General features: G+C 67.1%; 12 protein-coding genes. 5 read left to right on the top strand and 7 right to left on the bottom strand.

Annotated elements, in window-relative coordinates; translation table 11 throughout:
* The first annotated feature begins 6 nt into the window (after positions 1-6).
* A complete protein-coding gene (locus NMB41_RS04640; protein WP_494381311.1) occupies positions 7-2,910 on the top strand; it encodes an MGH1-like glycoside hydrolase domain-containing protein in 2,904 nt (967 codons plus the stop codon).
* Positions 2,911-3,053: 143 nt separating this feature from the next.
* On the opposite strand, the gene NMB41_RS04635 is transcribed toward NMB41_RS04640, so the two are convergent.
* The 4 genes from NMB41_RS04635 to NMB41_RS04620 all read right to left on the bottom strand — a co-directional run bounded on the left by NMB41_RS04635 (position 3,054) and on the right by NMB41_RS04620 (position 8,971).
* Positions 3,054-5,972, bottom strand: coding sequence for a hybrid sensor histidine kinase/response regulator (locus NMB41_RS04635; RefSeq protein ID WP_494381310.1), 2,919 nt, complete (start codon positions 5,970-5,972; stop codon positions 3,054-3,056).
* A 37-nt stretch (positions 5,973-6,009) separates the two neighbouring features.
* Positions 6,010-7,026 (bottom strand): diacylglycerol/lipid kinase family protein, encoded by a 1,017-nt coding sequence (locus NMB41_RS04630; RefSeq protein ID WP_494381309.1) that lies wholly within the window; start codon positions 7,024-7,026, stop codon positions 6,010-6,012.
* Between the two features lie 83 nt (positions 7,027-7,109).
* A complete protein-coding gene (locus NMB41_RS04625) occupies positions 7,110-7,634 on the bottom strand; it encodes a GNAT family N-acetyltransferase (RefSeq protein ID WP_494381308.1) in 525 nt (174 codons plus the stop codon).
* Positions 7,635-7,696: 62 nt separating this feature from the next.
* Positions 7,697-8,971, bottom strand: coding sequence for an amidohydrolase family protein (locus NMB41_RS04620; RefSeq protein WP_494381307.1), 1,275 nt, complete (start codon positions 8,969-8,971; stop codon positions 7,697-7,699).
* 197 nt (positions 8,972-9,168) lie between these two features.
* On the opposite strand from NMB41_RS04620, the gene NMB41_RS04615 reads away from it, so the two are divergent.
* The 3 genes from NMB41_RS04615 (at position 9,169) to NMB41_RS04605 (ending at position 13,552) form a co-directional block, all read left to right on the top strand.
* Complete coding sequence (locus NMB41_RS04615) at positions 9,169-9,918, top strand: phasin family protein (RefSeq protein WP_494381306.1); 750 nt, start codon at positions 9,169-9,171, stop codon at positions 9,916-9,918.
* Between the two features lie 105 nt (positions 9,919-10,023).
* On the top strand, positions 10,024-11,775 hold the full coding sequence (locus NMB41_RS04610) for an ABC transporter ATP-binding protein (protein WP_494381305.1): 1,752 nt from the start codon (positions 10,024-10,026) through the stop codon (positions 11,773-11,775).
* Positions 11,776-11,860: 85 nt separating this feature from the next.
* Positions 11,861-13,552, top strand: coding sequence for an ABC transporter ATP-binding protein (locus NMB41_RS04605; RefSeq protein WP_494382933.1), 1,692 nt, complete (start codon positions 11,861-11,863; stop codon positions 13,550-13,552).
* Positions 13,553-13,603: 51 nt separating this feature from the next.
* Here NMB41_RS04605 and NMB41_RS04600 read toward each other — a convergent pair whose 3' ends face one another.
* The 3 genes from NMB41_RS04600 to NMB41_RS04590 all read right to left on the bottom strand — a co-directional run bounded on the left by NMB41_RS04600 (position 13,604) and on the right by NMB41_RS04590 (position 17,726).
* Entirely contained in the window at positions 13,604-14,869 is a 1,266-nt protein-coding gene (locus NMB41_RS04600; protein WP_494381304.1) for a sugar MFS transporter, read from the bottom strand.
* A 74-nt stretch (positions 14,870-14,943) separates the two neighbouring features.
* Positions 14,944-16,173 carry a sensor histidine kinase gene (locus tag NMB41_RS04595; RefSeq protein WP_494381303.1) on the bottom strand — a complete coding sequence of 410 codons (1,230 nt, stop codon included), beginning with the start codon at positions 16,171-16,173 and terminating at the stop codon, positions 14,944-14,946.
* A complete protein-coding gene (locus NMB41_RS04590) occupies positions 16,170-17,726 on the bottom strand; it encodes a DUF7125 family protein (RefSeq protein ID WP_494381302.1) in 1,557 nt (518 codons plus the stop codon). The genes NMB41_RS04595 and NMB41_RS04590 overlap by 4 nt, the downstream gene beginning before the upstream one ends.
* A 309-nt stretch (positions 17,727-18,035) precedes the next feature.
* Here NMB41_RS04590 and NMB41_RS04585 point away from each other — a divergent pair, with 309 nt between their 5' ends.
* Positions 18,036-20,042, top strand: coding sequence for a tetratricopeptide repeat-containing diguanylate cyclase (locus tag NMB41_RS04585; protein ID WP_494381301.1), 2,007 nt, complete (start codon positions 18,036-18,038; stop codon positions 20,040-20,042).
* The last annotated feature ends 116 nt before the right edge of the window (positions 20,043-20,158 follow it).

Here is a 20,158-nt window from a genome sequence, read left to right as displayed (position 1 = left end):
GCTCCCATGTTCTCGCCACGCCGGCTGCTGCTGCCCGCCCTTCTGTTCACCGCCGGCGCCCACGCGGCCGATCCCGGCCCACTGCGCGAAGCCTTCTTCATTCGCGGCGGCTTCAACGGCTGGGGCCTCGACAACGCCCTGCAGCACCAGGGCAAGGGCGTCTATCAGGCCGACATCCTGGTCAGCCCCGGCAACCACGGCTTCAAGCTCGGCACGCAGGACTGGAGCCGCGAATGGGTCCCCAACCTGCACGCCAGCGTCGCCATCAAGCCGGGCCAAGCGCTGCGCCTGGCCACGCGCGCCGGCCCCGAGGCCACGCTGTTCGTGCGCAGCCCCGGCACCTACCGCTTCACGCTCGACGCCAGAAAACCGGCCGCGCCAAGCCTGCGCGTGACCCGCCTGGCCGAGCGGCAAAGCGGCCCGGCGCCTGACCCGCATGCGGGCCGGGATCGCGTCGCCACAATCACCTATCCGACCTGGGACGGCAAACAGGAAAGCGCGCGCTTTTCACTGGCGGACCCTGAAGCCCAGCTGCGCAGCTACACCCATTCGACGACCATGCAGCTGCGCGACCCGGTGCCGCAGCATGCGACCTACGCCGAGAGCGCCGGCCTTCCCTTTGTGCGCAGCGGGAACCTCGCCTTCGATGCCCTGTTCGCGCTGGCTGCCAGCGAAATGCGCCAGGATGCGGTCAGCGACATCCGCGACGGCAATTACAAGGCCGGGGCGGCGATTCCCTGCGCATGCTTCGAGACCGGCGAGAAGTGGCATTACGTCTGGACGCGCGACCTGTCGTATGCGGCCGACCTGGGACTGGCCCTGCTCGACCCGGAGCGGGTGCGCAACTCGCTCGAATTCAAGCTCGCACCCTTCCGGGACGGCGTGCAGAAAGCCGCAGCGGTCGCCGGCACTGGTAACGGTGAGCAGGTCGTGCAGGACACCGGCAGCGGCGGCAGCTGGCCGGTCAGCACCGACCGCGTCGCCTGGGCCTTCGCGGCCGAGAAAACGCTGCACGGCCTGGCGCCCGCGGCACGCGCCGCCTTTGCCGCGCGTGCGCTGACTGCCTTGTCGAACACGATCGAGAACGACCGCATCGCCGCCTTCGACACGCAGGACGGCCTGTACACGGGCGAACAATCCTTCCTCGACTGGCGCGACCAGAGCTATGCCGCCTGGATCACCGGCGACCTGGCCTCGATGTCCAGCGCCAAATCGGTCTCGACCAATGCCGCCCACTACCAGGCGCTGACGCTCACGGCGCGCCTGGCGACCGAGGCCGGCGATAGCGCGCGCGCCGCGCGTTACGCTGGCTGGGCGCAGGACCTGAAACAGGCCATCAATGCGCGCCTGTGGCTGCCCGAGGCCGGCATGTACAGCAGCCTGACCGGCGCCCACTTCGACAATGCGCCGCTGCACAAATTCGACTGGCTGGGCCAGTCGCTGGCGATCGTCACCGGCATCGCCAGCAACGAGCAGGCGCGCAGCATCCTCGCGCGCTACCCGCATGGGCCGATGGGCCCGCCGGTGATCTGGCCGCAGCAGCCCGGCATGCCGGTGTACCACAACCGCGCGATCTGGCCGTTTGTGACCGGCTACGGTTTGCGGGCCGCGGCCCTGGCCGGCAATGCGGCCGTGGCCGACGCCGCCTACGCCTCCCTGATGCGCGGCGCGGCGCTGAACATGTCGAACATGGAAAACCTCGAGTGGCTCTCGGGCCAGCCGCTGCTGCTCGATGAGAAAAACCCGTCCCTGACCGGCCCCGTCATCAATTCGCGGCGCCAGCTGTGGTCGGTCGGCGCCTATCTCGGGATGGTGATCGAGCACGTGTTCGGCGTCACGGCCAGCGAAGAAGGACTGCAATTGCGCCCCTTCGTGACGGCCACGCTGCGCCGCGAGACCTTCGCGGGGTCAAACCAGGCCACGCTGCACGACCTGCGCCTGCGCGGCGCGCGCGTATCGGTGCGCCTGCTGCTGCCGCCCGCCAGCACGGGCCAGGGTGTGCACCGCGTCGAGCGGGTGCTGCTCAACGGCGCGCCCGCCCAGGCCACGATCCCCTGGGACCGGCTGCGCGACGGCGACACCATCGAGATCGCGCTCGGCGCGCCCGTGCAGGGCGAGAGCGCGGTCAAGCGGGTGAACGCCAACCCCTACGCCGAATCGCCCGCCGTCTTCGGCCCGCGCGAACCCGTCATCCAGAGCGTCGGGCGCGACGCGGCGGGACATGCGCGCCTGCGCTTTGCGGCCGGCGGCAATGGCACCAAGACGGTGTACCACGTCTACCGCGACGGCAAGCGGGTCGCCGCCAACCTCGCGCCCGGTGCATGGCGCGATCGCGAGGCGCATTCCGGCGCCTGCTACGCGGTCGAGGCCGAGCACCGGCCATCGGGCAACCGCAGCCACCACAGTGCGCCGCACTGCATCGGCCCGGTCGCCGAGATCGGCGTTGCCGACCCGCGCGTGGCGTCGAACCTGAAGGTAGCCACCAGCACAGCGCCCTATTTGGCCGGCTGGGGCGCCCCGGCCGACCGTTTCGAGCTGCGCGGCCTGCACATCGATGCCGCCGGCACCTATGCGCTGCAGCTCCGCTACCGGAACGAAGCGAACCAGATCAACCTGGGTATCAGCAATGGCGTGAAATGGTTGACGGTCGAGGATGGCAGCGGACGCATGGTGGCGCAAGGGGTGGTCCAGCTGCCGCACACGCTGCCGGCACGCGGCGCGTCGCCGGCGGCGCTGTCGACACCGCTCACGGCGCGCCTGCAGCCGGGCGACTACCGCGTGCGGCTCGGCGATTTTTATAACATGAGCTACCTGGAGAGCAATGCCAGCTTCAGCGGCGCGGGTGGGACGGGCGGGGTGTCGAACCGCTTCGATTTGTTCGGAGTTCGCGTGCAGCGGCTGCGCGACTGAGCCCGGGGCTGTTGAACGCGTGGGCGGCGCCGGCGTTATCGAAGATCAGGCGCCCGGGTGGAGCCGCCCACCCTACGGCCTGCTGCACACGCCGGTGGATGCTTTCGTCGAATGATTACAGGTATGCCCGCACCACCACGCAATCACACCGTGGCGAGTATCCCGAACAAGGCCTTAGGATCCAGCGGCTTGACCAGGTGATAGTCGAACCCCGCCTCCTTCGTGCGCTGGCGGTCGGCTTCCTGCCCGTAGCCGGTCACCGCAATGAGCACGGCGCGCGCGGTGTCGGGCTGGGCGCGCAGGCATTGGGCCAGTTCGTTGCCGTCCATGTCGGGCAGGCCGATGTCGAGCAGGCAGACGTCGGGCAGTTCCGCCTGGGCGCGCAACAGGCCGTCGCGCGCGCCATGCTCGGTCCATACCTGGTGGCCCGATGCTTCGAGCAGCATCCCCAGCATCGTCGCCGCATCGACGTTGTCGTCCACGATCAGGATGCGCAGGGAGCGTGTGGCCGGCGGCAGGGCGCGCTCTTCGAAGGGCGCCTCGTCCTGGCGCTGCGGCATGGACAGGCGCGGCAGGCAGACGCTGAAGGTGCTGCCCAGTCCGGGCCCTTCGCTGTGGCAGGCCACCGTGCCCTGGTGCAGTTCGATCAGGCTTTTCACCAGCGCCAGCCCCAGTCCCAGTCCACCGGCCGAACGGTCCGAGCTGCGCTGGGCCTGCGAGAACAGCTCGAATGCATGGACCGCCAGGTCGGGCGCCATGCCGATGCCATCGTCGGTCACGTCGACGAGCACGTTCGCTTCGCGCACGTCCGTTGTCAGTACGATGTGCCCGCCCGCGTTGGTGTACTTGGCGGCGTTGGCCAGGATGTTGGCGAACACCTGCACCAGGCGCTTCTTGTCGCCCATGACCATGGTGGTTTCCGGCGGCAGGTGCAGGGCCAGGTTGTGGCGCCGCGCCTGGATCAGCGGCGTGGCCTGCTCCACCGCCTCGGCCACGATGTGGCGGATGTCCTGCGGCGCATTGTCGAGCGTGACCAGGCCGCGCGTGACGCGCGAGACGTCGAGCAGGTCGTTGATCAGGTGCGACATGTGGTCGACCTGGCGGCCGATGATCTGGCTCGTGTGGCGCACCCGATCGTCGTCGAGCCTGGCCATCTGCAGCAGCTGGGCGGCTGCGCCGATCGGGGCCAGCGGGTTGCGCAGCTCGTGCGCGAGCATGGCCAGGAATTCGTCCTTGCGGCGGTCCGCCGTCTTGAGCGTTTCCTGCGTCGCCCTGCGTTCGGTGATGTCGCGGAAGAAGAAGGCGATGCCGCCGTCGAGCGAGCGGTGGGTGCGCACCTCGCTCCACATCTTCGACCCGTCGGGCATCAAGTGCAGGTTTTCGATGATTTCGGTCTTGCCGGTCTCCATGACCCGGCGGTAGACCGCTTCCGACTCGCTTTCCTTCAGGTAGGGGAACACATCCCAGTGGCTGCGCCCGATGACCTGCTCGGGCGTGGTCTGCGTCAGGCGCAAGCCTTCCGCATTCATGCGCAGGATGGTCCAGTCGCGGTCGAGCACCGCGAAGCCTTCGGCCATGCTGTCGAAGATGTACTGGCTCTGGTCGCGCTCCGTGCGCAGTGCAAACAGCGCCTGCGCCGCTTCCACGGCCGACCAGGTGCGCTCGGCCGTTTCCCGCGCCAGCCTGCATTCCTCTTCCTGCCAGTCGCGCGGCGCGGCGCTATGGATGGTCAGGACGACGCGCAGCTTGCCGGCTTTGACGAGCGGCAGCAGCAGGTCGGCGCGCACGCCGATCTTGCGGTAGGCGTCGAGGTAGCCCGCGGTCCGCGGGTCCTGCTCGACGTCGGCATTGATGACGGTGCGGCCGGCGCGCAGCTCATCGATCATGTTCGGGCCGAAGTCGTCCATGGTCTTGGTCTGCCCTGCCAGGCTGGCAACACCTTCCACGGTCCAGTCGCGCCGGATGAACAGCGTGCCGCGCTCGTCGTCCACTTCCGCGTACAGCACGCGCGAGACGCCGAGCTTGCGGCCCAGCAGTTCGCAGGCGGCCGCGGTGACGTCGTCCGGATTGCTCAGCTGGCGGATGCGGTCGGCCAGCGCAAGCTGGAAGGCCTGGCTGGCACGCACTTCCTCGAGCTGCTGCACCTTTTCCGACAGGGCATGGTTGGCGCGATAGGCGCCGGTGACGTCGTTCCCCTGGGCGAAGATGCCGCTCACCCGCTGGTCCTGGCCGACGATCGGCTGGAACAGCAGATCCACATAGCGTTCTTCCAGCGCGGCGCCGGGCTCGCGCTGCAAGGCAAGCCGGTGCTCGCGCAGGACCACCGGCTTGCCGCTGCGGCACACCTCGTCCATCAGTTCCCTGAAGCCCTGCCCTGCGAGTTCGGGCAGTGCTTCGAGCGCCGGCTTGCCGAGTATGTCGCGGTGGCCGGCCAGGCGGTAGAAGGCTTCGTTGACCGTGTCGAAGGTGTGGTCCTTGCCGCTCATGACCGCGATGAAGCCCGGCGCCTGGTCGAACAGGATCTGGAGCTGGCTGCGCTCGGCGTTGAGGATGCGCGTCATCGCCTCGTGCATCTGCGGCCGGTTCATCTGCGGCATGTCCGGCACCGCATTCGCGTCCTGCTTCAGGTAGTACTTCCTGGTCGCGACGTCGAAGCGGTACAGGTCGGTGACGTCGATCGCATTCTGGGATACATAGATGACATTCCCGGCCTCGTCGAATACGGGGCTGTGCACCACGCTCCAGTAGCGGTCCTCGAAACCCGGGCCGTCCGCCGTGTCGGAGGGAATCGCGTAGCGCAGCAGTGCGCTGGTATGCGGCTGGCGGGTCGAGATCGCCAGCTCGATCGAGATCCGCACTTCGTCGAGGTTGGTCGAATCCGGATCGAGCGGATTGGCCGGGAAAGCCTCGAAGATGTGCTTGCCGATGAGGTCATCGGCGATCCTGCCGGTCGCGCGCAGATAGGCCGGGTTGGCGCCGATGAGGATGAGGCTCGTATCGATCAGCAGGTAGGGATAGGGCGATGCCGCAAACAGGGCCGCGAAGTCTGGTCGAATGGTCATCACCTATTTTTGCACACAAAGAACCCGCTGCTGCCGCTCAGGAAGCGGGAAAGCGCAGCACCGAAACCGATCCCGCGCCGTCGTCGTTGTCCGGCTGCGCCTCGGCCTGGGCCGGGGCGGCGGGTTTGAGCAGCAGCAGGCGCCCCTCGACCACGCGGAATTCGAGCGGCATGCGCATGTGCGTCACTTCGCCATCGGTGGCGACCTTGATGCGCCGGCGCGGCGACAGCGCGGCGTGCTTGACGCTCAAGCGCTTGAAGGAAAAGGCGACCACGTTCTCGGCATCGCCCAGGCGCCCGAGCGCGCCGCGCAGCAGCAGGCCCAGCATCCCGAGCTTGCCGACCGGGCGCGGCGCGATCGCGGCCAGCTCGCCCTCCTGGACCGCCAGGGTCAGCGGCACCATGCCGACCTGCTCCATCTGCAGCCGGTTGTTCCCGACAAACAGGGTCGGCGTGCGCAGCTTGCGGGTAATGCCTTCGGCGTCCAGGGCGATGCGCAGCGGCCGGTAACGCCCGAGCGCCGTCTTCAGGGCCGAGTAGATGGCCACCAGGCGGCTGCGGCCGTACTGGCGCTTGTCTTCTTCGCGCGCTTCCAGCAGCTGCGGATACAGGCCGACGCTGGCATTGACGAGGAAGATGCGGTCGTTGACCATCCCGATCTGGACCGGCGCGACGCGCGCGCCCAGCAGTGCGCGCACCGCTTCGTCGAGTTCTTCGGGGATGCCGTGGGTACGGCCGAAATAATTGAAGGTCCCCTGCGGCAGCACGCCGAACAGGCAGCCCTGGCGCACCGCTTCGTGCGCGACCGTATTGATGGTGCCGTCGCCGCCCGCCGCGACCACGACGCCGCCGTGCTCCTTGGCCTGGGCCGCCATGCGGCGCGCGATCTCGCCCAGCTCGGCGGGATCGTCGACGATCTCGAGGTAGCAGGTACGACCGGCCGCCTGCAGCACGTCGCGGATGGTGGACTCGCGCAAGGCCGTTTCCGAATGGCCGGAACCGGCGTTCAGGACGACGTAGAAGGCGGCGTTTGGGCCGGGGGCGTCGGGGTGCATGGACAGGGCTACTTTCGTGGATGATCGATCTGACAATATCATCCTAACATCGCAGGCTTCCCCAAGTAGCACGGGAGACAGCGTTATTCGTCGGTGGTCGGCCAGTGGTCGGGATCCTGCAGCAGCTGATACATCACATAGGCATCCACATGGCCGAGGCGCTTGTGGCGAAAGGCCTTGGGCAGCGTGCCGACGATGGAAAAGCCGAGCTTCTTCCACAGCATGACGGCGGCGGTATTCGTGCTGACCACGTAATTGAACTGCATCGCCAGGAAGCCCTGGCTGCGCGCCTCGATGAGGCTGTGTTCGCCGAGCAGGCGGCCGATGCCCACGCCCTGCGCCGCCGGGCTGACCATGTAGGAAGCGTTGGCGACGTGGCGCCCGCGCCCGAGCTGGTTCGGCACCACGCGGTACATCCCCAGCACGCGCTCGCCCAGCGCCGCCACGCGGCAGGTAGCGCCGTGGCCGAACCAGTAGGCCTGCACCGCCTCGCGGGTGGTGTCAAGCTCGAACGGATAGGTCTCCCCCGCGCTCACATGGGCGCTGAAAATGGCCCACATGGCGTCGATATCGGCGCTGGTGGCGGGGCGGATCTGGATGTCTTTCACGGCTCTGCAAACCTCGTCAACGGCAAGATAAGCTGAAGATTCTAGCACCCGTGCCCGCGGACTCAGCGTCCGATACGGAAGTCGACCGACCCCGGGCGCCCCTCCAGGCGCAGGCTCGACACGGCCCGCGGGGCCTCGGCAACGACCGCGCCGCGGCGCACCACGGCGCGCCGCGGGGCGCGCAGGCGGATCGCTTCGACCGGGCTGGCAGCGTCGAGCAGGACGAAGTCGGCCTTGCAGCCGGGGGCGATACCGTAACCTTCGAGACCGAGGATGCGCGCCGGGGTTTCGGTGACGGCCAAAAAGCATTCGCGCATCGCCGCCTGCCCGGTCATCTGGGCCACGTGCAGGCCCATGTGCGCCACTTCGAGCATGTCGCCGGAACCGAGCCCGTACCAGGGGTCCATCACGCAGTCGTGGCCGAAGGCGACGTCGATGCCGGCCGCCAGCAGCTCGGGCACGCGCGTCATGCCGCGCCGTTTCGGGTAGGTGTCGTGGCGGCCCTGCAGGGTGATGTTGATCAACGGGTTGGCGATGGCCGCGACGCCCGATTCCTTCATCAGCGGCAGCAGCTTGCTCACATAATAATTGTCCATCGAGTGCATCGAGGTCAGGTGCGAGCCGGCCACCCTCCCCTGCAGGCCGAGGCGCCAGGTTTCATAGGCCAGCGTCTCGATGTGGCGCGACAGCGGGTCGTCGGTCTCGTCGCAGTGCATGTCCACGCGCAGGCCTTGCTCGGCCGCGAATTCGCACAGCAGCCGCACCGACTCGGCGCCCTGCGCCATGGTGCGCTCGAAGTGGGGAATGCCGCCGACCACGTCCACGCCCATGCGGATGGCGCGCTTGAGGTTCTCGAAGGCGCCCGGGCTGCGCAGCAGGCCGTCCTGCGGAAAGGCGACCAGCTGCATGTCGATATACGGCGCCACCCGGCGCTTCACCTCGAGCAGGCTTTCCACCGCCAGCAGCCGGTCGTCGCAGATATCGACATGGGTGCGGATCGCCAGCAAGCCGCGCGCGACCGCCCAGTCGCAATAACGCAACGCTCGCTCGATCAGCGCCTCCTGCGCCAGCTGCGGTTTCAGCTCGCCCCAGAGCGCGATGCCTTCCAGCAAGGTTCCCGATTCGTTGACGCGCGGCAGGCCATAACTGAGCGTTGCATCCATGTGGAAATGGGCGTCGACAAAGGGCGGCGTGACCAGGTCGCCGCCGGCGTCGATTTCGCGTGCGCCCTGTACGGACAAGCCCGCTTCGACGGCGGTAATGCGCTCGCCGGTCACGCCGATGTCGATTCCGCGGCGGCCGTCGGCCAGGCTGGCATTACGTATGACAAGATCCATGGACGCTCCCGTTCCGAACGCCTAATTGTAGCGATTTCACATCGTTGCAGTGCTTGTTTACTGCGCTGAATTGTAACGATGCTGCAATGCAATATTGCATAGATCCCACACTCGGAGAATTCGATTGGCACGATTACGTAACAGGGCTACACTTGTTTATGTTGCAGTGCGCCATAACCGATCGATAAGGAATTCCGATGACTTCACTTCCAGAACAGTTCTCAGCAGCACGCCAGACTCAGCTCGACAATGGATTCAAACTGATCCGCCGCTTCGGCGACCAGGCGCTCGACCAGACCAGCCGCCTGATTGCCTTCCAGCTCAACGCGTCGCGTACCGCCATCGAACAGTCGACTGCCGCTGCCCGCCAGCTGGTGGCCGCACGCGATGCGCGCGACCTGTTCGCGCTCGCCACCCAGTTCAGTTCGCAGTCCCAGCAGCAGCTGCACAGTTTCTTCGACTTCGGCCGCGAACTGTTTTCCATTGCCGCCGGCTCTACGTTCACACCGCTGCGCAGCTACAGCGCCGACGCCCTGAGTGCAATCGCCAAGGCCAACGCCGCGGCAGCGCAGCAAGCCATGCAGGCGGCAGTGTCCAGCTTCACGGCGGCCAACCCGGCGCCGGCACCGGCCGCAGCCCCGGTCGATGCAACGCCTTTCACCGCGCCCGTGACCGAAGCCGAAAGCGCCCCTGCCGCCTCGGTCGTCACCTCCAGCGTCGAGCCGGGCGCAGCGCCGACGGCCATCGCCCAGGCGGCGAGCGAAATGGCCGACATGTCGGTCGCGCCGCCGCACCCGGTGGCCGCCAGCATGCCGGTCGAAGTCTCGGTCGAGATCGAACTGCCGAAGGTCGAGCCGGTCGATGCCAACCCGCCGGTCGCCAACACCACGACGACGACCAAGGTCACGGAAATTCGCGGCACCAAGGGCCGTCGCAAGCAGAACTGACCAGCTTTCCGAGGCGCGCTGCGCGGCTTGATGAAAGAACGTAAACTAGCGGGCTTCGGCCCGCTTTTTTTATTTGAAACGCGGGCGCCAATGCCAAGGAAAGTCATGAGTTTAGCGAGCCTGGTCGGCAGCTTCGTGCTGCGCCACTGGAAGGCCTATGCCTCGTCGGCAGTGATGCTGGTGGGGGTGGCCGTGTGCACGGTCTGGGTGCCGCGCAAGGTCGGCGCCATGATCGACGGCCTGGCCGCGCACCAGTTGTCCAGCCACGACCTCGCCATCGGCATCATGCAGCTGCTGGCGCTGGGCGTGGCCATCTACGTGCTGCGCGTCTCCTGGCGCATCCGCCTGTATTCGGCTGCCTACCGCCTCGGCGTCGAGCTGCGCACGCGCCTGTACGCGCGGCTGTCCGCGCAAGGCCCGGCCTTCTATCAAAAGCAGCGCACCGGCGACCTGATGGCGCTGGCCACCAACGACATCGACGCCATCGAGATGGCCGCCGGCGAAGCCATGCTGGCCGGCTTCGACGGCACGCTCACCCTGGTCATGGTGCTGGGCGTGATGCTGCTCGGGGTCGACTACCGCCTGGCCCTGATCGCGCTGCTGCCCTTCCCCTTAATGGGATTGGCCTTCTGGTACATCTCGCGCCACATCCACACCGCCGAAACGGATTCCCTGAAACGCTTCTCGGCCCTGAACGACCACGTGCAGGAGTCGCTCTCGGGCGTGCGCACCCTGCGCGCCCTGGGCCTGGAGACGCGCAGCGCGGACCAGTTCTCCCAACTTGCCGGCAAGGCGGCCGATGCCAGCCTGACGGCCCAGAAATGGGAAGCGGCCTACGAGCCGGCGGTCGGCCTGACGCTCACCGCGGCCAGTACGCTCACCCTGGGCCTGGGCGGCTACCTGGTCTGGAACAACCAGCTCACCATCGGCGCGCTGACCAGTTTCACGATGTACCTCGGCCAGCTGATCTGGCCGATGTTCGCGGCCGGCTGGGTGCTGTCCCTGATCGAGCGTGGCCGCGCCGGCCTGGCGCGCCTGCAGCCGATGCTCGACGCGCCGCTCAGCGTCGTCGACGAAGGCGCGCGCACGCGCATCGACGACGGCCCGCTGGCCTTGCGCGACGTGCGCTTTGCCTACGGCGGCGCGGACAAGCCGTCGCTCGACGGCGTGTCGGTGACCCTGCGCCCCGGCATGACGCTGGGCCTGGTCGGCCCGACCGGCGCCGGCAAGTCGACGCTCTTGCGCGTGCTGCTGCGCCAGGCCACACCGCAAAGCGGTTCCGTGACCTGGGGCGGCCATGCGCTGGAGAGTTACAAGCTCGATGCCCTGCGCGCGGCGACGAGCTGGGTGCCGCAGGAATCCTTCCTGTTCTCGGCCAGCATCGCCGAGAACATCGCCCTCGCCCGCCCCGGCGCAAGCAGGGCTGAAATCGAGCAGGCCGCCGACATGGCCGCCATTCACGACGACATCCTGCGCTTCCCGCAGGGCTACGACACGCCGGTCGGCGAAAAGGGCATCACCCTCTCGGGCGGCCAGCGCCAGCGCGTGGCGATTGCGCGCTCGCTGCTGGCCGAGAGTTCGCTGCTGCTGCTCGACGACGCTTTATCGGCGGTCGATACCGGAACCGAAACCCGCATCCTCGAACACCTGGCCGAGCTGCGCGCTGCCAAACCGGAACTGTCGGCCATCATCGCCAGCCACCGCTTGTCGGCCGTCGTGAACGCCGACCAGATCGTGGTGCTGAAGAATGGCCGGATCGTCGAATCGGGCGACCACGAACAACTCCTCGCGCTGGACGGCTGGTATGCCAGCCAGTGGCGCTACCAACAACTGGAGGCCAGCCTTGACGCAAGCTAGCACGATTGAAAAAGCCGGCCGCGCCCAGGTCACGCAGGCGGCCAGCCTGCTGCGCCGCGCCGCCTGGCCCGACCGGCGCCAGCTGATGCTGGCCACGCTCTGGCTGATGCTGGCCGCCGGTTTAGAGGTGATCGGCCCGATTCTCGGCAAGGCCCTGATCGACGACCACCTGCTGCCGCGCAACGCCGACTGGACGCGCATGGCCCTGCTGCTCGGCGGCGTGCTGGTCTCCGGCTGGGCCGCGTCCTGGCTGCGCTACCTGCAGCTGATCCGTTTATCCGGCATGGCGATGCGCTCGGTGCGGCGCCTGCGCGAATGGGTATATGGCCACGTCATGCGCCTGCCGATGGCCTTCTTCGACCGCGCCATTACCGGCCAGCTGGTCAGCCGCGTGACGAACGACACCGAAGCGGTCAAAACCCTGTACATCCAGGTGCTGTTCGTGCTGCTCGATTCGAGCATCGTCCTGGTCGGCACCATGATCGCCATGGCCTGGCTCGACTGGCGCCTGATGCTGATCGTGCTGGCGCTGCTGCCGGCGGTGCTGGTCATCGTCTGGCTGTACCAGCGGCTCTCGGCACCGGCGGTCACGCGTGCGCGCGGCCTGCGCAGCGACATCAACGGCCAGATGGCCGAATCGATCGGCGGCATGACGGTGCTCCAGGCCAGCAATGCGGCGGGACGCTTCGGCGAGCGCTTCGCCAACACCAACGACAAGCACTACCACGCGCGCCTGGCCGAGCTGAAGGCCAACGCCTTCCTGCTGCGCCCCGCGCTGGACCTGCTCAACGTAATCTTGCTGGCGGTCGTCATCTTCAGCTTCGGCCAGCGCGAGATCGGCGCGGTCGAAGTCGGCGTGCTGTACGCCTTCATCAGCTATATCGCGCGCGTGGTCGAGCCGCTCATCCAGATCACGATGCAGTTCAGCGGCCTGCAGCAGGCGGTCGTCGCGACCGCGCGCGTCTCGCACCTGCTCGACGAAGCGGGCGCCGCCGAACACGCCGCCGGCCGCGCGCTCGGCACGCGCCTGGAGGCGCGTCCCGATGCGCCGGCGGTTCGGGTGCGCGACCTGAGTTTTGCCTACGTGCCGGGCCAGAACGTCCTGCACGACATTTCGCTCGACATCCCGCAGGGCGCCTTCTTCGGCATCGTCGGCCATACCGGCAGCGGCAAGTCGACGCTGCTGTCGCTGCTGCTGCGCTACTACCCGGCGGAGAACGGGCGGATCGAGATCTGCGGCGAGCCGATCGCCGGCATCGACAACGAACATTTTCGTAATGAAGTCGGCCTGGTGCCGCAAGATCCGTTCATTCTGGCGGCGTCGGCGCGCGAGAACATCGACATGGGGCGCGGCCTGCCGCTGGAGCGTATCGAAGCGGCGGCACGCGCGGCGCACGCGCACGATTTCATCACGGCGCTGGAACAGGGCTATGAAACGTCGCTCGGCGAAGGCGGCTCGCGCCTGTCCTCAGGCCAGAAGCAGCTGATCGCGATCGCGCGCGCCCTGGCGGGCGAGCCGCGCATCCTGCTGCTCGACGAAGCGACCTCGCGCATCGACAGCGCGACCGAACAGATCGTGCAGGAAGCGCTGGACGAATTGCGCGGCCACGTGACGATCATCGCGATTGCGCACAGGCTGTCGACGATTCGCGACGCGGACCGGATCGTGGTGCTCAATCATGGGAAGATTACCGAGTCCGGCGCGCACGAGGAGCTGATGCGGATCGAGGGTGGCTTGTACCAGCGCCTGTACCTGCTGCAGCAGCTGGCGGTGTAAGAAACGGAAGCGGGGCCCCTTCCTGGCGGCCCCGGGGCAAGGCGGTAACGCTTACTTTGCCGCGTACATCGAAGCGTACTTCACGCCGAAGTACAGGATGAAGGCATAGCAGGCCGCCGGCAGCAGGAAGGAGATCTGCACGCCCAGTGCGTCGGCAATGGCGCCCTGTGCGAACGGCACGATGGCGCCGCCGACGATGGCCATGCACAGGATGCCCGAACCCTGGCCCGTGTACTTGCCCAGGCCGTGCAGCGCCATGCTGAAGATGGTCGGGAACATGATCGAATTGCACAGGCCCACGGCCAGGATCGCCCACATCGCGACGCTGCCCTCACCAAAAGCCCCCGCCAGCACCAGCACGATCGCCAGCAGCGAATTGAAGGCGAGCGTCTTGCCGGGGCTGACCACGCGCATCACGGCAAAACCGATGAAGCGGCCCACCATGGCGCCACCCCAGTAGATGCTGACGTAGTGCGCGGCCTCGGCATGGGCCAGGCCGGCGATCTGGGACTCGCCCAGGAAGTTGATCAGGAAACTGCCGATGCTGACTTCCGCGCCCACGTACAGGAAGATGCCGATGGCGCCCAGCAGCAGGTGGCGGTGCGCCAGCGCCGAGCCGCGCCCTTCGCGCGGCAGCGCCACGTCCTCGCTGCCGGCGATCTTCGGCAGCCGCGCCATCAGGAACAGCATGGCCAGCACGGCCAGCGTGCCCGCCAGGGCCAGGTAAGGGCCGCGTACGCTGGCCGCATCGGCGGCGGCGCCGGCGCCGGCCGCACCCACGGCCGACAGGATCAGCAGGCCGCCGACGGCCGGCCCGATGGTGGTGCCGAGCGAATTGAAGGCCTGGGTCAGCGTCAGGCGGCTCGACGCCGTGCGCGGGGGACCGAGCACCGCGACATACGGATTGGCCGCCACCTGCAGGACGGTGATGCCCGAAGCCAGCACGAAGAAGGCGAACAGGAACAGGCCATAGCCGCTGGAGGCCGCCGGATAGAACAGCGCGCAGCCGACCGACGCGACCAGCAGGCCCGTCACGGCGCCCTTCTGGTAACCGATGCGGCGGATCAGGGCACCGGCCGGCAGCGACACGATGGCGTAGGCGCCGAAGAAGCAGAACTGCACCAGCATCGCCTGCACATAGGTCAGCGTGTAGACCGCCTTCAGGTGCGGAATCAAGACGTCGTTCAGCGAGGTGATCAGGCCCCACATGAAGAACAGGATGGTCACGACGACCATTGCGCCCGTGTTGCCCTGCTGGGCCCCGGCGGGCCCCTCCTGCTGCGCGGCGGGCGCCGCTTCGTATGCCATGTTTGCCATGCTGTCTCCAGTGTCTGATTATGTGTTCGGTTGGCCTGCCGCGCCGCCTCGAGCGCCGCGCAGCCGAGCCAGCCTTATCCCGCCTTGAGCGGCAGCCGGATCGCAAACGTTGCGCCCTTGCCCCGTCCCGCACTGGACACGCTCAGCGTCCCTTCGTGCAGCTCCACGATGCGGCGCGCGATATACAGTCCCAGCCCGAGTCCCGTGGCATTGTTCTGCTGCTGCAGGTTGAAGGCGCCGAACACGTGCGGCAGGTCTTCGGGCTCGATGCCCTGCCCGGAGTCGGCGATGTCGATCGCGACCATCTCGCCCTGCCGGCTGATCGCGATGCGGATCACGCCGCCCTCGGGCGTAAACTTGGTCGCGTTGAACAGCAGATTCCAGAACACCTGCTGCAGGCGGCGGCCGTCGGCGTCCAGGCGGATGCGGTCGCCGTAATCGCTCGGGGTCACCCGCATCGAAATATTCTTGGAGTGGGCGAAGGTTTCCACGGTCGAGATGGCGTCGCGCATGACCTGCCCCAGGCTGACCTGGGCAGGCACGATCGACATCTGGCCGGTCAGCGTGCGGGCGGCGTCGATCAGGTCGTCGACCATGCCGGTTTCCTGGCGCACGTGCACGCGCATCGATTCCAGGCCGCTGACCACTTTCGGCGGCAGATCGGGCATCGTGCGCAGCATCAGCTCGATGCGCAGCGACAGCGCCGACAGCGGCGTGCGCATCTCGTGCGACACCGTGGCCAGGAACAGTTCGCGCGTGCGGTTCACGCGCGTCAGGTCGTCGATGGTTTCGCGCTGGCGGTCGAGCGTGCCGGCCAGCGTTTCCAGCAGCGCCGCATAGGTACCCATGCGCTGTTCGGAGACGGGCGCGTCGAGCCGCACCTCGTTCCACAGCAAATGGCCCGGCAGGCCGATCTGCTTGGCGATGCGTTCGCACTCGAGCGGTGAACTGAAATCGGCAAAGCGCCAGCCGAACACCAGCACGCCATATACCTCGCCGCGCAGCAGCAGCGGCAGCGCGCACACGCGCAGGCCGCCGAATTGCGCCGACGCGGCGTGGGGCGCGGCGCGGCAGGCGTCCACCAGCGTGCGCTCGAGCGCGGTGCCGGGACCGTCGTCGGCCCACAGCGTCGACCCGGCCAGCAGGTTCGCCAGGCGCGACCCCGTCTTCGGCCCGATGCGGCGCACGCCGTCGATGTCGTAGGCCGAGGTGACGAGTCCGGTCGCCTCGGTAAACTGCCTCAGCGGCGTTTCCCAGTCTTCCCAGTCGACCGGTGCGTTGCCCGGCAGCTTGGCTGTGATCACTGCGGCTTTTCAGTCGGCAGGTCGGCCGACTCCGGCATGGAATTGCCCTTGACGACGGCTTCCTCGACCAGGGGACTCTGGCGCGACGGCGAACGCGACAGCAAGCCATAGTAGGAGGAGAACGGCAGCTGCGGCACCGCGCCCGCCTGTTCGCTGTCGCTCTCGTCGAGCAGCAGCAGGCCGCCCACGCCGATGGTGTACTCGCGCGTGACCTGCAGGTTGCGGCTGCCGCGCACTTTCGGCACGGCGATCGCGCGGCGCAGGATGGTCGACACCTCGACGTAATTGAGCAGGATGATGTTGTCGACCAGGTGCGAGCCCTTGAGCTCTTCGCTGATCTGCGACACGCCCAGCAGTTCCGGGCTTTCGTAGTTGAACAGGGTCGTGGCCAGGCGGTTCTTGAAATAGGTCGCCAGCGCATACAGGTAGTCGGCCACTTCGCTGCGGCTGGTCATCTCGTAGACGGCGATCGAATCGAACACCACGCAGTCGATATCGTGTTCCTCGACCAGCTTGACGATGCGGTCGAAGTGAACGTCGAGTTCCAGTTCCAGCGGCGACTCGTAGTGGATGAACATGTCGCCGGCGTCGACGGCGGCCTGGATGTCGAAGCCGAGCGACCTGGCGTTGCGCGTGAGCTGGGCCTGGTGCTCGTCGAGGCTGACCAGGAGCGTCTTGTGGCCTTCCTTGATGGCGTTGGTCAGGAACTGCACGCTCAGCACCGTCTTGCCGGTGCCGGAAATGCCGCTCACCAGCGTGACCGAACCCTTGTAGATGCCGCCGTCCATCATCTTGTCGATGGCCGGGGAACCGGTCGACAGGCGCTCTTCCGAAGTCGGCTGGATCTCCAGCGTGAGCGGTCGCGACTGGGCGCGCCGGTAGACGTGCACGCCGACGCCCGGCTCGATGCGCATCGTGTGGCTGCCGCCGATGAAGTCCTGGCCGCGCGACTTCATCACCGCCAGGCGGCGCTGCACGCGGCGGCGCTGTTCTTCGCGCGTGAGCGAGATGATGGTGTCGAAGACGAAGCGCTCGTGCGCCAGCACGCCGGAGAGCGACTCGTCCTTTTCGGCGGTCACCATGGTGGTCACGCCCAGGCGCGTCAGGCCCTCGATCAGCAGGTGCACGTCTTCGCGGAAAGGCAGGTCGTGCGCTTCCGCATACAGGCGCAGGGGCGTCAGGCCGTCGATCAGGAGGCGCTTGGCGCCCATGGCGCTCAGGGAGGCGGCGAAGGCGCCGTCGGCACTGCGAAATTCGCTCAGCAGCACGGCCGGACTGGTCTGGATGATCTTGATCTTGCCCTGGTCGATCATGCCCTGCAGGTCCCAGTTGAAGCCGGCGGCATCGCGCAGCAGCTTGGCCGGGTCGAGTTCGAACGAGACGATGGCGCCCGGTTCATCACAGTCGAGCGCGCCGTGGTAGATGAAACCCAGGCCCAGGGTGGTCTTGCCGGAGCCCGGGGGACCCTCGACAATCAGGTTGTTATTGCGCGGAATGCCGCCATGCAGTACTTCGTCGAGGCCGGCAATCCCGGTCTTCACCAATGCGTTCATCGTCTTGCCCTTTTATATAGGCGGTCAGCTTACCATGCGCGTACTGGAAGCTATGGGAGGGCGCTAGCGTGCCGGGGGGAAAGAGCAGCGTCCCGCCCCCCTGTTACCTGCCAACGTTGCAATTTGGCGTCGCATTTTTGCGATACGTACGTTAAAAAAGCGAAGTTTCTGACTTGCAACAAGAATATAATGACAGATGGGCGCGCGTGATTACGCGGTACCGACCACCCCATCGAAAGATCATTTATGCCGGCAGCACGCACGACCAGACAGCCACGCCGTCGCATTGCGACGCTGCTGGCGTCGTTATTGCTGGTCTCTTCCTGTGCCTGGGGCCAGGCCACGCCGCCGCTGGGCGAGCGCCTGGCCGAGATCCGCGAAATCAACCGCTTCATTCCCGAACGCGCGCTGCCGATGCTGCTGGCGGTCGAGCGCGAAGCGCGTGCTTCGTCGATCCAGCACCAGAGCGATATGCAGGCCCAGTTGTGCGAGGCCTACATGGGCGTCGGCCGGCTCGAGATGGCGATGGCGACATGCGAAGAGCTGATCGAATTCGGACGCCAGAGCAAGGACAATGGCGCTCAGGCCAAGGGCCTGGTGCGCAAGGGCTATATCAAGTACCGGCAAAACGAGCTGGCCCAGTCGCATGCGCTGATCTGGGAAGCCGAACGCCTTGCCCTCACCACCACCGACGTCGAACTGCGCGTGCGCGTGGGCGTGACCTCGGCCGAGGCGCATGCCGAGGACGGCAATTTCCCCGTTTCGCTGGAGAAGACGCAGGCGGTGCTGGCCTATGCCCGCCAGCATGGCGGCCCGGTCCACCTGGTGATCGTGCTCAATTCGATGGCGCGCCTGTATGGCCAGATGCGCGAGTACGACAAGGGCTTCGAAGCCCTGGCCGAAGCCACCGAGGCGGCCAGGAAGACCAATTCCCCGGGGCGCATGGCAACGCTCAAGGTCACGGAATACGGCCTGGCGGTCGACACCGGGCAGCTGCCGCGCGCGCTCAAGGCGCAGACCATGGCGCTGGAGCTGCAGCGCAAGATCGGCGCCCAGTCGCTCGTCGTGCGCTCGCTGGTCAACATGTCGGACTGCTACCTCAAGATGCGCGACTATCGCAATGCGAAGGCGTATTCGCTGCAGGCGATCGAGGCCGCCGAGAAGATCAACGACCACGTTGCGCTGGCGACTGCGCGCGTGAACCTGGGCCAGGCCTATCTGTCGACGGGCAAGCTGGCAGAGGGCAAGCACAGTTTCGAGGCCGGTCTCGCGGTGTACGAGAAAACCGGCGACAAGCCCGAGCTGCAGATGGTCATGGCGGAGTACGGCAACGCGCTCGAACACGCGGGCGACTACACCGGCGCGATCCAGGCCTATCACCGCGAGCGCGACCTGTCGAACGAACTGTTCGAGAAGCGCCGCCAGAAGGCGCTGCTGGAACTCCAGGAAAAATACAACGCCGACAAGAAGCAGCGCCAGATCGTGCTGCTCGAGCGCGAGAACCAGGTCAAGTCGGTCGAGATCGACAACCGCCGCCTGCAGCAGCGCGTCTGGTGGCTGCTCGCCGCCGTGTTCGGGCTCGCCTCGGTCGTGGTCGCCCTCCTGTACCGCAAGGTGCGCCACGCGAATGCGCAGCTGTTCCTGAAGAACCTCGAACTGAAACAGCAGAGCGTGCGCGATCCGCTGACCGGCTTGTACAACCGCCGCCACTTCCAGGACTTCATGCGGACCCACCGCGTGGACGAAAAACGCGGCGCCGGCGCCTCCGGCGAGGACATGGTCAGCGCGCTGTTCCTGATGGACGTCGACCACTTCAAGCACATCAACGACACCTGGGGCCACGGCGCCGGCGACGCGGTCTTGATCAAGATATCGGAAAGCCTGCGCGAAATCCTGCGCGAGACCGACATGATCGTGCGCTGGGGCGGTGAGGAATTCCTGGCCTTCCTGCCGGCGATCCCTAAAAGCGGCCTGGAAGACGTGGCGCGCCGCCTGCTCAACGGCATCAGCGAGACCAGCATCGAGTTCCAGGGCACGACGCTGTCCGTGAACGTGTCGATCGGCTTCGCACCTTACCCGCTGGCCCCGAGCGGCAACGCGCTGCCCTGGGAGCGCGCCGTCAACCTGGTCGACATGGCGCTCTACATGGCCAAGGGCCACGGACGCAACCGGGCCTACGGCGTGCGCGGCTTCGCCAACTTCGGGCAGACCTCGATGGAAGAAGTCGAGCAGAACCTGGAGCAGGCCTGGCGCGCGGGCTTCGTGGACATGTCGATCGTGACGGGTGGGTATCCGGAGTTGCGGGCCAGCGCGTAATTTACTCCGACGACGTTCGCCCCTGACCCGTAGGGTGGGCGGGTTCCCCGCCCACGCGTTCAACGAACGGGTGAGCGGCGCGAAATCCATGTTCAGTGACGCAGACGCCGGTTGAA

This window comes from Massilia sp. FBCC-B171 (assembly GCF_059134155.1).
The sequence above is the reverse complement of the archived record's forward strand: the minus strand, read 5'-3'. Positions and strand labels throughout refer to the sequence as shown.